Raw genomic sequence first — 19,669 nt, forward strand, 5'->3', positions numbered from 1 at the left:
GGTTAAGGCTACAAATATAATTTTTTATTATCTAACATCATCTTAAAACTGCCAGGTTGTGAGTTGCGCTTAAGATTTATCTCAAGCACCGCCAGCTAAATCTGAGATTTATTCAGTTCAACCACCCGCTACATAAAGCTGCTTTCTAACTATAAAGCGCTTCTGCTTCAGTAACAGTTCCAGTTTAACCACTAAACTAAGCTTTATTGTGCTGCTTGCGAAAAGACAATCTGCCTGTTTGCTTTAAGCCTTAAAACGGCAGATGGCAAAGCAGCTACTTCTTCCGGTCGGCAGTCATTACGCAGGTTACACTATATTAGTTATCATGAATACTACACAATGCCCCTGAGGTGCTTTGCTGAAAGATTTGGACTTGCACAATGGTTTACTTTTTGCCCAAGGGATGTGCATTTTAAGTTAAACGAGCAACTTGGCTACGCCATAAGAAGTATAAATCAGTATACATCACCCTTAGGTTATGAAACCAGACTGGCTTGATCGGAAGGAGTATCCTTTTAAATCAAATTATATAGCGCTTGATGCAGGCAAGATGCATTATATTGATGAAGGAGAAGGCACGCCTCTTGTTATGATACATGGCACGCCGGCATGGTCTTTCCTTTACCGGAACCTCATCAAGGTGCTGCGCAAAAAGTATCGTTGCATTGCAATGGATATGTTGGGATTCGGTTTGTCTGATAAGCCACAAGCCTGGAGTTATAAGCCACGGGCACATGCGGCTAACTTCGAGCAACTGATGGAGCACCTGCAACTAAAGGATGTTACGCTGCTTGTGCATGATTTTGGAACTCCCATTGGTATGGCCTATGCTATCCGGCATCCGGAAAACGTAAAGAACATTGTGATGCTTAACTCCTGGACCTGGTCCTTATCAAAGCATGAGACCTTTTCCAAAACGAGCAAGTACCTGGTTGGGCCTTTAGGTAAGTTTTTACATTCTAAATTAAATGTATCAGCCACTGATTTGATACATGATTTATTTGAAGAAGAGGGCAATATGCCTGAACTGATCAAAGAACACTATGTAAAAGCGCTGGGTAAACCAGAGGACCATGTTCGGAACCTGGCCTGTGCCCGTGAACTGATAGGCGTAACCAAATGGTACAATGAGCTTTGGCAGGAGCGAAAGATGATACAGCAAATACCAACACTTATACTTTGGGGAGAGCGGGATAAGCTAGTGCATATTGAAGCGCTGCAACGTTGGAAGAAATTCTTTCACGAATGCTACGTAATTCCATTTGAAGAAGGAGGTCACTTTTTACAGGAAGACAGCGCAGAAGAGATATCAAAGTATGTAGACAACTTCGTACAGGAAGAACAGAAAAAGCGAGAGCCTGTACACGAATAATTAATATAAGTATAATGAAAACAGACAAACTAATGAGCAAACCTGATTTAAAGCAACCAAACAACCACATGAATGCTATGAGAATACCAAGAATTACACCGGTGCCAGAATGGCCACAAGAAGCACCCTTAAATGAGTCGCACTTAAACCTGATGCAGTCCTGGCTAAACCTGCGGGGCATGGACAATAACCTGGCTCAGGTGCAACAGGCAAAAAATAAGAAGAAAGCTTAGAAGTATATGATAAAACCAGAGCATATCATCTTTTAAAGAGAACAGGCGCAGCTAATAATTACTGCGCCTGTTCTCTTTAAAAGATCTTACCCGGATTAAGTATGCCTCTCGGATCAAATAATTCTTTGATTCCCCGCATCAGCCGAAGTTGCACCTCATTTAAGGCAATACCAATATATGGCTTCTGCACCAGGCCAATACCATGCTCACCAGAAATAGTACCTCCTAAACTTACGCAAAGCTGGAAAATCTCTTTTATACCCTCCGGTAGTTTGGTGTTCCAATCCTCATCACTCATATCCGCCTTCACAATATTCACGTGCAGGTTACCATCGCCAGCGTGGCCGTAGCAAACCGATTTAAAGTTATACCTGGCTCCTATTTCTTTCACTCCTTTCAAAAGCTTTGGCAATTCGGCTCTTGGCACCACTGTATCTTCTTCTTTATAGATTGAGTTCCCTTTTACTGCGTGTGGCACATTTCTGCGCAGCATCCAGAGCTCAGCTTTTTGCTTTTCGTTATCAGCCACCAGTATCTCGCCTACATCAAAGGCTTCCAGTACCTCATATACACGCTCAGCATCTTTAAAGAGCAGCTCCATATCGTTGCCATCAAGTTCAATCAGCAGGTGCGCCAGTTCGTCTGCTGGTCTATCTATGTCAAAGCCAAGGTAGCGGTCAGCCCACTCTATCGCCTCGCGCTCCATAAATTCCAGGGCAGAGGGCACAATACCTGCCACAAAGATCTTAGATACGGCTTCGCAAGCTTCTTCTTCTTTGCGGAAAGGCACCAGCATGACCAGGTTCTGGGTAGGGAAAGGAATTAGCTTAAATACGATTTGGGTAATTATACCCAATGTGCCCTCGCTACCAATCATCAATTGCGTAAGGTTATAGCCTGTTGCATTTTTCAACACATTGGCACCTGTCCAGGTAATTTCCCCTGAAGGCAGTACTACCTCCACGTTTAATACATAATCTTTGGTGACGCCATATTTTACAGCTCTTGGTCCGCCGCTGGACTCGCTCAAGTTGCCACCGAGAAAGCAGCTGCCACGGCTGGACGGGTCTGGCGGGTAGAATAGTCCTTGCGCTATAACAGCCTCCTGAAAAACCTGCGTGATAACGCCAGGTTCAACGGTAGCCTGCAGGTTACGCTCATCTATATCAATAATTTTGTTTAATCGCTCGGTAGAGAGTATAACTCCTTTATGTATCGCCAGCGCACCACCACTTAAACCTGTACCTGCACCGCGCGGCGTTACCGGAATCATATTTTCGTAGCAGTACTGCATAATACGACTGATCTCAGAAGCGTTAGCAGGTTTAAGCACTACCTCCGGCTCGTAGCGTAGATCTTCGGTTTCGTCGTGGGTGTAGCGCATCATATCCTCAGCAGCGGCAGGCAGTACTATGTACTCCTGGCCAACAATGGAGGCAAAGGCTTCTATAGCTTCGGGGGTGATTGAGTTAAATTTCATTTTTATATAGGTATGCTAATCCTTAAATTAGCCAGTAATTATAATTTGTTTTACCTTAATTGCTAAAATACGCTTTGAAATCACTTTTTACTACTTCTGCCCTTTTTATCTTTATGGTCGTGCTGTTGGCCTCCTGCCAGTCGTCTCAGCCAGTGTTTAGCAAACGAGGCGAAGAATACAGGTCAGCCCGTGAAATTGCCGCAGAAAAACGTGCAGCACGCCGGTCAGGCACACGTACCGACAGAAGCATTGCCACTAATTCTAAAGACCGCACCAGCCGCACCCGTAGCCACCGTAATTTAGATAAGGATGTAGCTGCTGTTATAAAAGCCGCCAGGTCGTATACCGGAGTTCCTTATAGATGGGGAGGCACAACGCGTATAGGGATGGATTGCTCCGGCCTCCTTTGCACCTCGTTCCAAAGTATAGACGTAACTCTTCCCCGCACTTCTGAAGAACAAAGCAAGTATGGCAGAGATGTTAAAACAAAAGACCTGAAAGAAGGGGATCTGGTTTTCTTCGGCTCCAGCAAGCGTAATATTACGCATGTAGGCATGGTAACAGAGGTTATTAGCCGAGACGAGGTGCGATTTATTCATGCATCTACATCACTAGGGGTGATTGAAAACAACCTGTATGCAGAGCATTATCAGAAAATATTTGTGAAAGCGGTCAGGCCGCCCGTTTTTTAAAAGTAAGGCTCAAGCAGCTACATACATAAAAGATCATTTTTAGTAGAATCCTCAATGCACAGGCCCTGTAGCTCTAAGATTAGCGACAGGGCCTGTGTGTTTTATACCGACTTATAACATTGAAGTTTAACCACAAAATTTGATAACAAAAGTTAAATCTTTTAACACAGAATTAACAATAATGTTATGATAAATACTGATGACAAGCTTACCTTTGCGTGAAAATCAATCAACTCCTTATTTATTTATGAAAAATTTCTATCGTAAACTGTGCCTCCTTCTGGCATTGGTACTTACCGTACAGCTTAGCTGGGCACAAGGCTCTACTACTGCTGCTATTAACGGTTCAGTCCAAGATGAGAGTGGAACAGCACTGCCTGGAGCTACAGTTATTGCTGTACACCAGCCAACAAACACTCAATATGTAGCACCAACTAATGGAGAAGGTCGCTATAACTTTCAAAACATGCGTGTTGGTGGCCCTTACACTGTAACAGTAAAGTATGTTGGCTACCAAGATAAGGTAGCAAACAATATCAACCTTACGCTTGGCCAAACTCAAACACTCAATTTTGATCTTAGTCCGAGCAGCCAAACATTAAGCGAAGTTCAGGTTGTAAGCAACAGAGACAATGTTATTAACACAGAAAGAACAGGTGCAGCTACAACTGTAAGTACTGAACAAATCACAGCCTTACCAACTGTTGCACGTGGATTCAATGACTTTGTTCGCTTAACGCCACAAGCTGATATCAAAGGCACATCAATCTCTATTGCAGGTATCAACAACAGATTCAACCAAGTGACCATTGATGGTGCTGTAAGTAACGATGTTTTCGGCCTTTCAGGTACAGGTACGAACGGCGGTAGCACTGGTACTTCGCCAATTTCTCTTGATGCTATTGAGCAGTTTAACGTACAGATAGCTCCTTATGATGTCCGTTTAGGTGGCTTTGCCGGTGGTGGTATCTCAGCTGTTACACGCTCGGGTACAAATGAATTTAGTGGTTCAGCTTACTATTACTTCCGAAATGAGGACTTAGCTGGTAAAACTCCTGGAGCATTGCTAAAAGAAGGAGAAGAGGCTCAAAAATTCGCTGATTTTACTGACAAACAATATGGTGTACGTATTGGAGGTCCTATCTTGAAGGATAAATTGTTCTTCTTTATTAATGCAGAGAAAACTGAGCGTGTTAGCCCTTTAAGCTTTGCACCGGGTCAGGCTGGCTCTAATCTCGCGGTTGCAGAACTGGAAGCAATTGCGGCACGTGCATCTGAACTAGGTTATAACCCTGGAGGCTTTGGTACTCAGGAAGAAACAAATAACTCTGAGAAGTTTTTTGGTAGAATAGATTGGAATGTATCTGACAAACATAAACTTACTGCCAGATATAGCTATACTTATGGCGATGCAATTCAACTGTCTAGATCTCAAAATTCAGTTACTTTCACGAATGGTGCTGTACTTAGAGAAAGTACAACCCAATCAGGTGTAGTTGAATTTAACAGCAGATTCTCAAATAGTATCTCAAACAATTTCGTAGCTGGCTTCACCACTGTAAGAGAACCTAGAACTACTCCTGGTGCACCGTTCCCAAGAGTTTCTATTCAATTAGATGATCGAAGAACAGTTAGCTTAGGTGCTGAAGCATTCTCTACAGTAAACCAATTAGATCAGGATGTTTATACTTTAACTGATAACTTAAACATCTTTGCTGGTAACCACACCTTCACATTAGGTACTCACAACGAATTCTATAGCATCTACAATGCTTTCATTGGTCAAGCATTTGGTGACTATACTTTTAAACAGTCCGTACCTACTGATATAAATCCAGCCACAGGAGTTCCTTACACAGCTATAGAAAACTGGGAAAGAGGCTTAGCAACTAACTTTACTTATCAGTACAGCAAAACATCTAATCCTAGAGAGGGTGCTAAGTTCAAGGCAATGCAGCTGGGCTTCTATGCTCAGGATGAATATCAGATGACTGAAAACCTGAAGATTACAGGTGGTATCCGTTTAGACATACCACTATATCTTGATGAGCCATTGGAAAACACCGACTTCAATAATTCAGTTTTGGCAAAGCAGTATAATGTTAAAACAAACAGTATGCCTAAACCAGCATTAATGTGGTCACCTCGTGTAGGATTTAACTGGGATGTTAGAGGAGACAGAGCAACACAACTAAGAGGAGGAGCAGGCATCTTCACATCAAGGTTCCCGTTTGTTTGGGCTGGTGGCGCGTTCACCCAATCAGGTGTACTATTAGATAGGAATGCAGTAGGTAATGGCACAGCTGCAACAGTTGATTTCGAAGCTGATCCGTTGAACCAACCAAAAAGAGCACAGGCAACAGGCCCAGGGGGTAACATTACAGTACTTGACGAAAACTTTGAATTACCTCAAATTGCAAGAGTAAACATAGGTATCGACCAACAGTTACCTTGGGGTATAGTTGGTACGGCAGACTTTATGTACTCTAAAAACCTGAATGCCTTTAGATTTAGTAACCTTAACCTTGTTGATCCATCTGCTACACTTGCAGGTGCAGACAATAGATTGCTTTATCCCTCTGCCTCAGGCGCAAAGAAGAGATTAAGTCAGTATCAAGAAGTTATTTATATTGACAATGTAGATAAAGGTTATGCATGGACTGCTTCTGCACAGCTACAGAAAACATTTGATAATGGGTTCTTTGGCTCAATAGCTTACTCTTATACAAAGTCTAAAGACTTATTTGCTGGCACTTCTTCTCAGAACCAGTCAAACTACTACAGAGTACCAACCGTTAATGGCTCAAATAACTTAGAAATTGGTAACTCCCCTTTCAATGTAGGCAGCAGAATTGTAGGTGCAGTTTCATATAGAAAAGAATACTTAAATCACCTAGGTACACAGATTTCTGTATTCTATACAGGACAGTCAGGCACTCCATTCTCATATGTAGTTAACGGTGACCTTTCCAGATCATCTTATAACAACAATGAAAACTACAGCCTACTTTACATTCCTAGAGATGCTAATGAAATTACTTTCGCAGGCACACCTGCTGAACAAGCTACTCAGTGGACTCAATTTAATGAATTTATTGAATCTCAGGAGTACTTAAGAGAACGTAGAGGTCAGTATGCAGAGCGTAACGGAGCTAGAACTCCTTTCACTCATCAGTTCGATGTTAAAATTGTTCAGGACATCTTCACCAATGTTGCTGGCAAACGCAACACGCTACAACTTTCTCTGGATGTACTAAATGTTGGGAACTTGATAAACAAAGATTGGGGTAACCGTTATGCATATGGCAACTCATACTTTGACAACACATTCAGAACCATTCGTTTGGCAGAGATCACAGCTAATAACGTACCTGTTTATAATTTTACACCAGTTAGCAATAACCAACCTTATACATTATCTGATGAGCCTATCGGTGGCTCAAGATGGGTTGGCCAACTTGGTATCCGCTATATATTCAACTAAGAAGAATAGCATCATACTCATAATAAAAGGGGCAGCAAAAGCTGCCCCTTTTTCTTTTGCACAAAAACGAACAAGATATTTTGTATCTAAAATAATTCTCCTATTTTTGTGACCACAAAGGGGGATTAGCTCAGCTGGCTAGAGCGCCTGCCTTGCACGCAGGAGGTCAACGGTTCGACTCCGTTATTCTCCACATATAAAAAGCACTTACTGCTAAAGCGGTAAGTGCTTTTTTGTTTTACTACAAATAGCTTTCAAAATGATCAGTGAGCTACTAGATAGGAAAGTATTTCTTAACATAGTCTCTACAGCAGAAAAGCTAACCAGATTTCTCCAGTTAGCTTTCATCCTTCTCACTAAACACGAATATATTTTTTTAACTCTTGCTTAAGCCACTGTGTTGCTTCCCTCAAGATCAAACAGCACCTTCAGGCTTTCTGACAGGTTCTCAGGTTCTCCGCGTTGGCAGGCAGCTTTTAGTTCCATGGCGGGTAGCTTGATAATCTTGTTCAGCATACGCTGTGTAATCGTTTCGATTAACTTTGTTTCTTCTGCGCTTAGCTTTTTCACATAACGCGCCAGTTCCTGCTGCCTGATTTGTTCCAGGTGGTTTTTAAACTGCTGTATAACCGGCGAAAACGCCATCTCGCTCTCCCAGCTTCTGAACTCAGATACAGCTTCTGCTATGATCTGCTCTACTGCCGGGATAGCAGCTAAACGCAAGGTTAACGCTTCCGTGGTGCGATTCTTCACTTCATCAATGTTGTAAACAGAGAACCCTGGCAATTGCCCTATATGCACATCTATACTTCTCGGCATCGAAAGGTCCAGGAATATTTTAGCTTGTTGCTGTACCGCAAGCTGCTGCACATTGTCTTTTGAAATAAAGAAACAGTCGCCGGGCACGCTACAGATCACCACATCTGTCTCCTCTATCTCCTGCCACACGTTTTCCCAATAGGTAGCTGTGGCACCTACACGTTCGGCCAGTTCTACTGCTTTGCGATGTGTTCTGTTTGCTATAGTAAGGTGCTGGATGCGCGACTTCTTAAAGTTAAGGCATACATCGCGGCCAATATCCCCTACTCCTATTAAAAGCACACGTGGGTTTTCTATCGTAGCAGTTAATTCCTCCACCATCTCAACAGTGGCATAAGACACTGAGGCAGCGCCATCACGGAAGTTTGTGTTGTTAACAGCTTGTTTGTTTGCATTAAAAACAGTGTGCAGCAAGCGGTGCAGGAAAGGCCCTATCGTATCAGCTTCAATGGCCCACTGGTAGGCGTTCTTCACCTGGTTCATTATCTGCACATCGCCCACCACCTGCGACTCCAGCCCTAAAGCTACCCTGAACAGGTGCGTCATGGCGGCTTCGTGGTTATTGATAGACTCAAAGTATGGCAGTATGCCTTTAGTGGCAATAAACCCTTTCTCCAGTGCAATCAGCTTCACAAGTTCGTTCGTGTGATCTACTTCAGAAGTATAGTATACCTCTGTGCGGTTGCAGGTAGAAAGCACCAGCACCTCTGAACAGGCGGTGAACTCCTTCACCTTATCCAATAAGTTACGACACCCGATCTCATTTAAAGCAACAGCTTCACGAATAGCGATAGGAGCATTCTTATAAGATAGTGTCAGTACGTTGAACTTGCTTTGCATTTTTATCTCTGAGTTTACTTCGATGCAAAGTTCAGCATATCAATAAAGCAAAAAGATGATGTTCGTCAGTTTAGAAAGTGATTCTGCTCAAACAAAAACAGCTGGCTCATTTGAACCAGCTGCTGCACTTGTAAGGCTATACCTCTGATAGCAATGATAGCTTATAAGTAGATTACTTTAATTGCGCATCTTACGAAGCTTTTCTATATCAATGATCGTAATTTTGCTGCCCTGGCTCTTGATAAGGTTTTCGTCTTTAAAATCAGCTAGGGTACGGATTACAGTTTCTTTGGAAGCTCCCACTATACTTGCCAAATCTTCCCTTGAGATAGAAACCTGTGACTCCTGTGTCTGCGCGTTTTCAGCGTATTGTTTCTCCACGAACAGCAGTGCCTCCGCTACTCTTTTCCTAACGGAGTTATAGGCCAGTTTCAGCAGCCTGTCCTCGCGCTCGGCCAGGTTATCAGACAGTATTTTGATAAACTGATTTGCCACCAGGCGGTTGTTGTGCAGGAGCAGAAAGAAATCGTCTTTCGAGATCACATAAACCTCTGCATCTTCCATTACTACCGCCGACTCACGGTAAGCTTTATCTTCAATCAGGTCGAGGTAGCCAATAAAATCACCGTCCTTATACAGGTTGGTAATATACTCGCGGCCATCTTCATTCGATTTATAAGTTTTTACTTTACCCTTGTTCAGAAAGTATAATGCATTCGGGTGATTGCCTTCTAAAAAGAGCGTTTGCTTGCGTTTAAAATGCTGTAGTTTCTGCTTGTCTGATGTCAGCTTTTCCAGGTTTTCCTGTCCTTTGGCTTCCTGCAGAAAATCGTTAAGACCATCAGCGTTTTTCTGAAAACCTGATTTCAGGTTTTCGTTCTTCTTCAGGCGCATCTCCACCGCATCCAGCAATTCCAGGTCATCGAATGGCTTGATCAGGTAATCATCGGCACCCAGGTTCATGCCTTTGCGAAAGTCTTCTTTCTCTGATTTTGCGGTAAGAAAGATAAACGGAATACTGGCTGTTGCTGTGTTACCACTCAGCATGCGCAAAACGCCATAGCCATCCAGCTGCGGCATCATGATATCGCAAATAATCAAGTCTGGAACTTCGCGTTTTGCCAGGTCTACGCCTACTTTACCGTTTTCGGCCTCCAGTATTTCGTAATTGGCCAGCGTAAGAATTTCAGCTATGTTCTCACGTATCTCGAAATTATCTTCTATCAGCAATATCTTTTTCATGGTGCTATGTTTGCGGAAGTGTTACAATAAAGGTAGTTCCTTTGTCTAATTCACTTTGGTAATCCAGTGCGCCCCCCATTATGTCTACGTATCTTTTTACTATGTTCAGCCCAAGGCCGGTACCTTGAATATTCGTCACGTTTTGGGCTCGGAAAAACGGTGTAAACAGGTGTGCTTTGTCGGCCTCCGGAATACCTATACCCTGGTCTTCAACTACTATTTTCAGGGTATCGCTGGCTATACTTGTTGTAAAGTTAATTTCCTTATGCTCTGAAGAGTACTTACTGGCATTAGACAGCAGGTTAAACAGCACGTTCTTGAGCAGCTGCTTGTCCAGCACAGCAATCTTATCATCGCTCTGGTGCTGGTACATTATTTTCTGCCCTAGTTTTAGCACACCTTGTGCTTCATCTGCTACCTCGGCTGCAAAAGCCTCCAGATCAAAGGTGGAGGGTACATTGTAAATCTTCCCTTCTTCAATGCGGCTAATGGATAGGAAATCGTTCAGTATACTTGTCAGGTTACTTACCGCCGACTTTATCCGGTCCACATGCTTGATGCGTTTGTCGTCGTCTTCGGTGGTTTTATACTTCGAGATAAGCGAAGCCGACGACAGCACCGTACTCAGCGGCGTCCTAAACTCATGCGAGGCTATAGTCACAAACCTTGATTTTAGCTCATGTAGCTCCTTTTCCTTCTGCAGTGCTTTGCGCACCTCCTGCTCGGCCTCGTAGAGGCTTCTGTTGGTTTGCTCTAACTTTTTAATGGCTGTACCTAGTTCCTGTGTCCGCTCCTTCACACGCTGCTCCAGCTCAGAGTTTAAGCGCTGAATTACGGCCAGACTTTTGGCATGCTCTATACTATAGCGGATAGATCGCTCCAGCTCATTCGGGCTGATGGTACCTTTCACCAGGTAATCCATGGCACCGGCACGCATGGCTTTCTCATCTGTTTCACGGTCGCTCTGGCCGGTAAGCAGTATAAAAGGCATGGTATAACTTTGCTTGATAGCCTCTTTTATCAACTCCAGACCATCATGGGCTCCCAACCGATAATCCACCAGATAAATGTCGTGCCGGCGTTGGGCAATTATCTCCAGGGCTTCATTAAAAGAGCTTGTCCAGTCGAGCACGTAGTTGCGCCCCGGTATATCCTCTATAATATCACGGGTGATGATGTAATCGTCTTCGTCGTCATCTACCAGCAGTATGTGCGTTTTATTCGACATGCTTTGGGTGGTAAGGCTACAGCTTTGGCAGTTCAACTATTTCAAACCAGTACTTGCTCAGGGTCTTCATCACATCCACCAACGAAGAAAATGTAACAGGTTTGGTGATAAAGGAGCTAACGCCCAGGTCATAGGTGCGAAGTATGTCTTCCTCCGCCTTAGACGTAGTTAGCACCACCACCGGAATCAGGCGCAGCCGGTCATCTGATTTTATTTCCTTTAGCGCCTCACGCCCGTCTTTTTTTGGCATGTTCAGGTCCAGCAAGATAAGCCCCGGCGTTGGGTAGGTATGTAGGTCGGCGTACTTGCCCCGGTGGTGCAGGTAGTCCATCAATTCTTCCCCGTTCTCTACAAAATGGATATTGTTTTTCAGACGGCTTTCTTCCAGCGCATCCTTCACCAGCATGCGGTCCTCTGCATCGTCGTCGGCAATAAGTATAATGATCGATCTTTTATCTGACATGATATGGCTATTGTTCTTCTTCTTCAGGATGTTTTAAGGCTAAGGTAATGATAAAGCGGGTACCAATCCCTAACTGGCTTTTAGCCGTAATGTCGCCTCCATGACGGATGGCAATTTTACGGCAAACGGCCAGGCCAATGCCCGAGCCTTCGTACCGTTGCCCTTCCAGGCGCTGAAAAATATTGAAGATCCGGTCCAGGTACTTTTCATCAAAGCCTATGCCGTTATCCTCTATATAAATCTCCGTTACCTCATCGCCTGGTGTAGCTGTAAGGTGTGCCTTGCGCTGCAGGTTCTTAGCATAAATATTGATGATCGGCGTTTCGTTTTCTTTCCGGAACTTGATGGCATTGCTGAGCAGGTTCTGGAAAAGCTGGCGCATCTGCGTCGGCTCCGCCTCTATTTCAGGGAGCGGAGAACGTATGATTTCTGCACTTGTTTTTTCAATGGAAACTTCCAGATCAGATATTACCTCTGTCAGAATATCATCCAGCTTTACTTTTACAAAAGGTTTTGATTTGGTGGTGACCCTGGAGAAGTTGAGCAGGTCGTTTATCAGGTTCTGCATGCGCGAAGCTGCATTTAGCATCCGGTCTACATAATCTTTGCCTTGCTCGCTCAGGTTATCATACTCTTTGGTCAGCAAGCGGTCTCCGAAGGCTTGTATCTTGCGCAGTGGCTCCTGCAAATCATGCGAGGAAACATAGGCAAAGTCCTGCAACTCCCGGTTGCTTCGCTCCAGTTCGGCAGCATAACGGCGCAAGCGCTCTTCCGTTATCTTCTGTCTGGTGATGTCGTGTACAAAGCCAGTATATACTTTACGATCGGCCAGCTGCACCTCGCTTATACTTAAGTAAAACGGAAAAACGGTGCCGTCTTTGCGCTTGCCTGTTACCTCACGGCCAATGCCGATAATGCGCTTCTCCCCTGTTTCGTGGTAATGATGCATGTAGCCGTTGTGCTGGCTACGGTCCGGCTCCGGCATCAGTATATTTATACTTTTGCCCAGCAGCTCTTCTGCATCATAGCCAAAAAGCCTGGCCGCAGAAGGGTTTACCATTTCTATTGCACCCCGAGTATCAATGGTGATGATACCGTCTACAGCAGCCTGTATGATAGAGTTGATCTTGTTCTCGCTTTCGCGCAAGGCCGCCTCCGTTTTTTTAAGCTCACTTATATCATGCACAATCCCAGTGAAAATGAGCTTATCCTGCAGCCTTACCTCACTTATACTTAGCATAAACGGGAAAACTGAACCGTCTTTCTTCAGGCCTAAAACCTCTCGCCCTTTACCGATTATCTGTGCTTCTCCGGTGCGGTAATAATTTTGGATGTATTGGTCGTGCTGGCTATGGTCTGGCTCTGGCATCAGCACTTTTATGTTTTGGCCGATAATCTCTTCCGGAACGTAACCAAAAATACGAGCTGCGGCAGGATTCATGGTTTCTACAATACCCTTGCTATCGATGGTAATGATCCCGTCGATGGCTCCATCTATAATGGCTTTCAGCCTTGTACTGTTATCAAGGCTATGCTCGTAATGGTTTGATGTTTCTTCCAAGGCGTCAATGTTTTCTTAAAAATACTTTGTTCGGCAAAGAATTGCTAAAGAAACCTGCATACATTCCTGATTAGTGACATCTGTCATCTACTGAGTTGCTCAACGTCATCAGGTTAACAGGTGCAGCTGCTTAATTTTACTGCATCATTTACACAAAACTACCGCTCGGGTTACGGTTCCTGTGGTGTTGGCTTATGCCAGTGTTTTTATCACCGGTGTTCTAAATATGAAAAACATACTCGTATCTGTAGACTTTTCTAAAAATGCTGCCGATGTAGCATTATATACCGCAGAGATGGCAATGCTTTGCAAGGCCAGACTTATTCTTTTTTATGCCTATCATCCTGCTGCCACTGATAGTAGCAGCAGCACCTTTCCGAGTGAGCGGCAGGTACAGGCACGCCTTGATAAACTAGCCCGCAAACTGCACAACAGCACCGGGGCTTCTATCACGCGCCTGATAAAACCAGGTTCTGAAACGCACGAAATACTGGCTATAGCTGATACCGTAAAAGCCAGTATAGCAATTCTGTGCCACCCGAATATAGAGGGCCAGTGTGCTCTTACTGTGTCTGCCCACAACACTACACCCGTATTAAGCATACCTACTACGGCTCCTTTTGATATGCAGGCATTGCAGAGTGCCCTTGCGCAGCAGCTACAGCTGCCTGGTTTCTTGCCTGCCCCCATACTTGCATCTACCTAAACCTGCCAGGTTAAAGCTGTTCAACTTCCCCATTAAGAGTAACTATTTATACTTCCAGGCTATTAAAACAAACATAGCCCAACCAGTTTAACGCTGATTGGGCTTTTGTTTTGCTTCCGGTTTATACTTACTCAGCTGTTGTTAAAGAGGTATTACCTACACTTTCTTTTCCTGATTTTTTGCTTTTACAGTTGGTACACATGCCTGAGCAAGGCTTTTTCTTCAGTTGCCTGAAAGTAAGGATTGGGTAGCGGGTGTGATAGGCCATTGTTTTGATGTAGTTGCTGCTAAACAGCCGCTGCATCAGGTAATTATCCTGGGTAGCAAGTATAAGCATGCTGGCCGCTGATCTTTCAGCAAAATCACTGATGCCCTCCAGCGTATCTTCCTCTTCCAATAACCTAAGTGTTACGTTTTTGCCTTGTAGCTTCTTTTCGATAGCAAGCATGGCTGCTTTGTAAGTGCTCAGTTGCTGGCGCTCTGCCTTCGCATAGATTTGAACCAGCGTCAGGTTAGCCGCAGCCTGCGCTGCAAAATTCACGATCTGCTGCAATACATGGTCTTCCTGATCAGTAAAGTCTGTGGCAAACACCAGGTTCTCCAGTTTTTTAAATGGGGCCGTACAAGGTACCACCATCACCGGACAGCTGACCAGTTCCATGATAGCTGCTGCATTGTCAGGATCTGCCTGTTCCTCTTCCTGATGCAGAATACAGGTTTCCATCAGCACCATATCCACAGCATAATCCTGGGTAACGGCCAGAACACTGTTGTGCAGGCTATCCGGCCGCACTACGCACTCATACGGCACCTGCCGGGTAGTTGGCTTTTGCTCTTCGCTCAGAACCGGCTCGCTGAATGTGCGCAACTGCTGGATGTTGCGGGTTTGTTGTGTGAAGGTAAGGTCTTTGGTGCCACTGTTGTGCAGCAGCAGGAGCTCTGCCTCAAGAGTGTTAGCCAGGTGCCAGGCATAGCGAAGCAGCTTTTTGCCTGCCTCGTTGAACTGTACCGGCACCAACACACGCTTTATTTTTTTAGTCTTGCACATAGTTTAGTGTAGATGGGGTTGATGATGCTTTCTTATCGGTTATTAAAAATATCGGTTCGTTCTGCCTTAACTGCTACAGGTTTGCTACAGCAGCTCATCTCTTTTTTATGGCTTGCGGTTTCCACGACTTTTGGGCTCAGGTAAGGTATGCCAAGGCCTAAACCACGAACTATAAATAAGATGGCTAGTGTGGTGCCAATGTAAGGTACTGCTCTGTTAAAAGTGCTGCGCAGCTTTAGGCTGATTAATTTGCCAGATAACGACACTAGGAACATAAGCGGGAAAGTACCCAGGCCAAACAAGGTCATGTAAAGCATAGCACCCCCTACACCCGGCGCACTGATAGCCCCGGCCAAAGCGATGTACACAAAGCCACAAGGCAGCAAACCATTCAGCAGGCCCACCATAAAGAGCGAACCTAAAGAGTTCTTTTGAAAGTAAAAGCTCAGCTTATGCCTCACCCAGGTCATCAGTTTATCGGTGCCAAGTATAGCTGCATACTTGCCTTTAAGGGTAGCCGGCAACACAAGCAACAGCAGTATAAGTATACCAGACACAATAGAGACTGTTTGCTGTAAACCTGCCATTTGCAGCGACTCTCCAAAAGCTCCGGCCAAAGCACCAAGCGAGGCATAGGTTACAATTCTACCGCTGTTGTACAGGAGCCGGCCGGCATAATAGCGCCAGCCGGTACTCCCGACAAAGGGTAGCGCCATTGCTATAGGGCCGCACATCCCGACACAATGGAAACTACCAACTATTCCAAATAAGAATCCAGCCCAAATCATGGCTTAGCTACCTGAATATTTTGCTCTGCGTAATAGGTTTCGTTTTTGGCTGTAAAGCTGACACGCACTTTCCAGAGGCCAGTCTGTAGCTTTTCAGTTTCTATTAACTGGCTCAGGTCACGGCCAAGCTGCAGAGGCAGCTCCTGATCCAGCTGATCGTCAGATGGACGGAACAGGTTAACTTTGCCTTGTATAGGCTGCCCTTTAAAGCTTTCCGGAAGCTGCACCAGGATGCCCTTTATATCATGGTTATAGGTGATGGCTACATTACCGGCAGCTTTTGTACGGTCCATCATGTTGATGTGGTCCTGGTACTGTATCTCCTGCTCGTAGTAATTTTTGCTTACCAAATCCACATCCTGGTTCATGGCTTTGTACACAAAGGAGGCGATATACCCCATGAACATGACCATACATACTACTATAGCGTAAGGCCAAAGGGTAAAGCTTTTATTTTCAGTTGAGGTTTTCATCTTGCTGTTTATTTAGTTTGTCCTCCACCAAAAGAGGACGTTCTATACTTTATACTTATGCTAATCAGCTTCTACTTGCTCTAATTTGCAGGTCCCAGGAACTTCGTATCAGTGGTGGTGATTAGCTCCTCGCCGTGATACACCCCAATTTCTATTTCTGAATTCATGCTGGTTAGCTGTTCTTTTGCTATTTCAGTAAAGAACACGCCCTCTGCTATGCCTTGTGCCGGAAGTATAAGGTCGCTGCCAATCACTTTGATCGTGCCTTCTTTACCTAGTAACTTCAGTGTAAGCGGCATATCGTGGTTTGTTTTGTTGATAACAGAGATGTTGTAGAGGTTTTTGATGTGCCCCTGCTCTGTCTTCTGGTACAGCTGACCCGGTGTTCGCAGTATGGTTGCCTCTGCTTCATCGCGGGTTAACAGCAGTGTAGTAAGGGCAGTGAGCATTACGGCAAGCACTGCTGTATAGCCCATCACACGCGAGGTGAAGAACTTCCACTTCTTGCCCTCCGCTATACCTTCCTCAGACTCGTAACGGATCAAGCCTTCCGGCTTATCAATCATGCGCATGATATCGTTGCAGGCATCTATACAGGCGGTGCAGTTAATACACTCTAGTTGCTGGGCTCCGTTGCGAATGTCTATCCCGGTAGGGCATACGCTTACGCATTGCTTGCAATCAATGCAGTCGCCTTCGGTACGCTCCTGGTTTTTGCGCAGTTTTCCGCGCGGTTCGCCCCGGCCATAATCATAGGCTACTACCACAGTCTTTTTATCCAGCATTACGCCCTGCAAACGACCATAAGGGCAGACAATGGTACAAACCTGCTCTCTAAACGAAGCAAAAACCCAATAGAAAACTGCCGTAAAGGCAATTAAAGAGCCAAAGCCAGCCAAATGGTTCGCGGGTCCTTCTGTCACGATTTTCTGCAGCTCCTCTACGCCTATGATATAGGCTAAAAACAGGTTGGATATGAGAAAAGAGATTAATAGAAAGGCAGCTGTTTTAGCGCTTTTTTTAGCAACCTTCTCCGTGTTCCAGGGCATTTTGTTTAATGCTTTCTGCTTGGTATAGTCTCCTTCAATGGCATACTCTATACGGCGGAACACCATCTCCAGGAAGATAGTCTGCGGACATATCCAGCCACAGAATACACGCCCATAAACTACCGTGAAAAGTATTATGAAGACGACCAGCGTCAGGAACGCCAGTACAAGTATAAAGAAGTCCTGCGGCCAGAACAGCACGCCAAATATCACAAACTTGCGCTCCACTACGTTTAGCATGAGCAGCGGCAAGCCGTTGATTTTTATGAAGGGTCCTGCAAATAGAAGCGTTAGCAGTAAATAGCTAACATATTTGCGGTAATCATACAGTTTGCCTTTCGGCTTTTTGGGGTAAACCCATACGCGCTTACCCTGATCATCTACTGTAGAGATGTGGTCCCGAAATTCATCGGTTGGTTGTACTTTAAGTGCCATGGCAGTGGTAATTTGTGCGGATATTAGTCCTGCCTGTATAAAAATTTTGAATAACTGAATTTTGAATGAGTGAATAATTGAACAGGGATATTACCTGACTCTCTTCCTCTTTTTCAAATTCCTCTTCTGCAAAAATCCGCATTCTGCCTCTGGCAAAAGATGACCTACGTCATAAACTCTGTTGATCTTGGTCAGCACAGCGTTACATAAGATCTTATCCGCTAAAAATAAACCCGGCGGCTCTTTAAGTATAAAGAGCCGCCGGGTTACCAACTTTGAGTTAATTTTTGTTAAGAGTCCCTACGAATCTCCAATCATCACACTTTTAATATTCAGTCATTCAAAATTCAGTTATTCAAAATTACATCTTCTCGCCTTGCGGCTCTTTTGCGTTGGCTGGGTTAGAGCCTTGCAAGCTTAGGATGTAACTAGACACCTCCAGTATCTGGTCTTTGGTAAGCTTACCCTGCCAAGGCACCATACCTTTTGCCGGAACGCCATACTTCACTGTTTTGAAGATATCATTCACATCGCCGCCGTGCAGCCAGTACTCGTCTGTCAGGTTAGGCCCTACCGTACCCTGCCCTTCCTGCCCGTGGCAGGCCGCACAGTTCGTATTGAAAATGGTTTTGCCAGACTCTAACGCTGTCGCTTCTGTCAATATTTCATAAGTAGTAACGGCATTGGGGTCATCTGCATTCAGCGCAGCAAGGGCAGCAGCCTCTTCCATTTCCATTTCATACTCTTCTGCCTGCAGCTTTCCGGTGTTAAACACGTGGAAGTGTAGCATATAGCCAATCGCAAACACAATACTTACATAAAACATGGTTTTCCACCAAGGCGGCAGGTCGTTATCGTATTCCTGTATACCATCAAAATCATGGCTGGAGTGAATCTCGTCTTTAGCTTTGCCTGTTACAACAGTAGCATCCCCACGCATTAAGAACAGCACGCGCCCGGCAAAGGAATTGCGGAAGTCCTCATCATAGATGGAGTCGCCTAACATTGGCACGAACAGACGGAACAGCATGATCAGAACTGCAATGATCAGCAGGATGATAATGCCTGATAGCGCAATCGTGAAGTGCACCAGCAACGGTAGGTCCATAAAAGAAACTTCCTGAGGCGCAGCCGTGGCAATGGTAGTGCCGTCAGCAGCTGGCGGTGTTTCTGCTGTGGTAGGGTTCTCGCTCTCCTGTTTTACATAGGCAATTACATTTTCAATGTCGCCGTCTGATAACTGGCCAGCGAAGCTCGTCATCTGCACTTTACCGTACTTCTCGAAAACTGCTTTGGCTTCAGGGTCGCCGGCCTGAATCATTTCTGTAGAGTTCTTCACGAACTGCTTAATCCAGGCTTCTTCGCGGCGGGTATGCACATCTTTCAGTGCCGGCCCTACCACATCGGATTCTATACTATGGCAGGTAGCGCAGTTTGCATCGAAAATCTTTTTCCCCTCTACTGCATCCTGCGCCTGCACAGCGTTGGAGCCTGCCAGCAGCACCCCAGCTATCAAAGCCAGGCTACTTTTTCTGAATATGTTTTTTATAGAGATCATTGTCTTTCGCCTTCAAAAGTGATGTCCTCGTCTTCTTTTCCGCAGGCAAAGCTGCTCATGGCCTGTGCATAGGTCTTGTCCATCAGGGCAACATACACGATCAGGCCCAGGAAGAAAACAAAGAAGATACTGAACGAGATAAGCGGGTATATTTCGATGCCGTCTATGGCTTGTAAAACATTTTTATACATTTTTTTA

The 19,669-nt window shown here is 44.8% G+C and carries 17 protein-coding genes and 1 tRNA gene; 6 read left to right on the plus strand and 12 right to left on the minus strand.

The features are described from left to right. The first annotated feature begins 478 nt into the window (after window positions 1-478). Window positions 479-1,372, plus strand: coding sequence for an alpha/beta fold hydrolase (locus ACFQ2O_RS10415; protein ID WP_377526965.1), 894 nt, complete (start codon window positions 479-481; stop codon window positions 1,370-1,372). 14 nt (window positions 1,373-1,386) lie between these two features. Beyond that, window positions 1,387-1,605 (plus strand): hypothetical protein, encoded by a 219-nt coding sequence (locus ACFQ2O_RS10420; RefSeq protein WP_377526968.1) that lies wholly within the window; start codon window positions 1,387-1,389, stop codon window positions 1,603-1,605. Between the two features lie 76 nt (window positions 1,606-1,681). On the opposite strand, the gene ACFQ2O_RS10425 is transcribed toward ACFQ2O_RS10420, so the two are convergent. After that, window positions 1,682-3,085, minus strand: a complete 1,404-nt coding sequence (locus ACFQ2O_RS10425) for an FAD-binding oxidoreductase (RefSeq protein ID WP_377526971.1) — start codon at window positions 3,083-3,085, stop codon at window positions 1,682-1,684. 74 nt (window positions 3,086-3,159) lie between these two features. Here ACFQ2O_RS10425 and ACFQ2O_RS10430 point away from each other — a divergent pair, with 74 nt between their 5' ends. The 3 genes from ACFQ2O_RS10430 to ACFQ2O_RS10440 all read left to right on the plus strand — a co-directional run bounded on the left by ACFQ2O_RS10430 (window position 3,160) and on the right by ACFQ2O_RS10440 (window position 7,454). After that, window positions 3,160-3,777 (plus strand): C40 family peptidase, encoded by a 618-nt coding sequence (locus ACFQ2O_RS10430; RefSeq protein ID WP_377526975.1) that lies wholly within the window; start codon window positions 3,160-3,162, stop codon window positions 3,775-3,777. 199 nt (window positions 3,778-3,976) lie between these two features. Continuing rightward, window positions 3,977-7,261, plus strand: a complete 3,285-nt coding sequence (locus ACFQ2O_RS10435; protein ID WP_377526980.1) for a TonB-dependent receptor — start codon at window positions 3,977-3,979, stop codon at window positions 7,259-7,261. A gap of 119 nt (window positions 7,262-7,380) precedes the next feature. Continuing rightward, window positions 7,381-7,454: transfer RNA gene (locus ACFQ2O_RS10440), tRNA-Ala, on the plus strand. Window positions 7,455-7,648: 194 nt separating this feature from the next. Here ACFQ2O_RS10440 and hemA read toward each other — a convergent pair. The 5 genes from hemA to ACFQ2O_RS10465 all read right to left on the minus strand — a co-directional run bounded on the left by hemA (window position 7,649) and on the right by ACFQ2O_RS10465 (window position 13,414). Beyond that, entirely contained in the window at window positions 7,649-8,920 is a 1,272-nt protein-coding gene (gene hemA, locus ACFQ2O_RS10445; protein WP_377526983.1) for a glutamyl-tRNA reductase, read from the minus strand. 177 nt (window positions 8,921-9,097) lie between these two features. Further along, complete coding sequence (locus ACFQ2O_RS10450; protein WP_377526986.1) at window positions 9,098-10,162, minus strand: response regulator; 1,065 nt, start codon at window positions 10,160-10,162, stop codon at window positions 9,098-9,100. A 4-nt stretch (window positions 10,163-10,166) separates the two neighbouring features. Beyond that, window positions 10,167-11,390 (minus strand): hybrid sensor histidine kinase/response regulator, encoded by a 1,224-nt coding sequence (locus ACFQ2O_RS10455; RefSeq protein WP_377526990.1) that lies wholly within the window; start codon window positions 11,388-11,390, stop codon window positions 10,167-10,169. A 16-nt stretch (window positions 11,391-11,406) separates the two neighbouring features. Next, complete coding sequence (locus ACFQ2O_RS10460; RefSeq protein WP_377526994.1) at window positions 11,407-11,853, minus strand: response regulator; 447 nt, start codon at window positions 11,851-11,853, stop codon at window positions 11,407-11,409. 7 nt (window positions 11,854-11,860) lie between these two features. Next, a complete protein-coding gene (locus ACFQ2O_RS10465; RefSeq protein ID WP_377526997.1) occupies window positions 11,861-13,414 on the minus strand; it encodes a PAS domain S-box protein in 1,554 nt (517 codons plus the stop codon). Window positions 13,415-13,640: 226 nt separating this feature from the next. On the opposite strand from ACFQ2O_RS10465, the gene ACFQ2O_RS10470 reads away from it, so the two are divergent. Then, complete coding sequence (locus ACFQ2O_RS10470; protein WP_377527000.1) at window positions 13,641-14,120, plus strand: universal stress protein; 480 nt, start codon at window positions 13,641-13,643, stop codon at window positions 14,118-14,120. A gap of 127 nt (window positions 14,121-14,247) precedes the next feature. On the opposite strand, the gene ACFQ2O_RS10475 is transcribed toward ACFQ2O_RS10470, so the two are convergent. From ACFQ2O_RS10475 to ACFQ2O_RS10500, 6 genes are all read right to left on the minus strand, one after another. Then, window positions 14,248-15,168 (minus strand): universal stress protein, encoded by a 921-nt coding sequence (locus tag ACFQ2O_RS10475; protein ID WP_377527003.1) that lies wholly within the window; start codon window positions 15,166-15,168, stop codon window positions 14,248-14,250. A gap of 32 nt (window positions 15,169-15,200) precedes the next feature. Next, window positions 15,201-15,956 (minus strand): sulfite exporter TauE/SafE family protein, encoded by a 756-nt coding sequence (locus ACFQ2O_RS10480; protein WP_377527007.1) that lies wholly within the window; start codon window positions 15,954-15,956, stop codon window positions 15,201-15,203. Continuing rightward, window positions 15,953-16,429, minus strand: coding sequence for a FixH family protein (locus ACFQ2O_RS10485; protein ID WP_377527010.1), 477 nt, complete (start codon window positions 16,427-16,429; stop codon window positions 15,953-15,955). The genes ACFQ2O_RS10480 and ACFQ2O_RS10485 overlap by 4 nt, the downstream gene beginning before the upstream one ends. An 80-nt stretch (window positions 16,430-16,509) precedes the next feature. Next, window positions 16,510-17,913 (minus strand): cytochrome c oxidase accessory protein CcoG, encoded by a 1,404-nt coding sequence (gene ccoG, locus ACFQ2O_RS10490; protein WP_377527013.1) that lies wholly within the window; start codon window positions 17,911-17,913, stop codon window positions 16,510-16,512. A 361-nt stretch (window positions 17,914-18,274) separates the two neighbouring features. Then, window positions 18,275-19,471 (minus strand): c-type cytochrome, encoded by a 1,197-nt coding sequence (locus ACFQ2O_RS10495; protein WP_377527017.1) that lies wholly within the window; start codon window positions 19,469-19,471, stop codon window positions 18,275-18,277. Next, a partial coding sequence (locus ACFQ2O_RS10500) for a hypothetical protein (protein WP_377527020.1) occupies window positions 19,468-19,669 on the minus strand: 202 nt, incomplete at its 5' end. The genes ACFQ2O_RS10500 and ACFQ2O_RS10495, both read right to left, overlap by 4 nt.

Origin of the sequence: Pontibacter rugosus (assembly GCF_042678745.1) — a bacterium.
Taxonomy (GTDB): domain Bacteria; phylum Bacteroidota; class Bacteroidia; order Cytophagales; family Hymenobacteraceae; genus Pontibacter; species Pontibacter rugosus.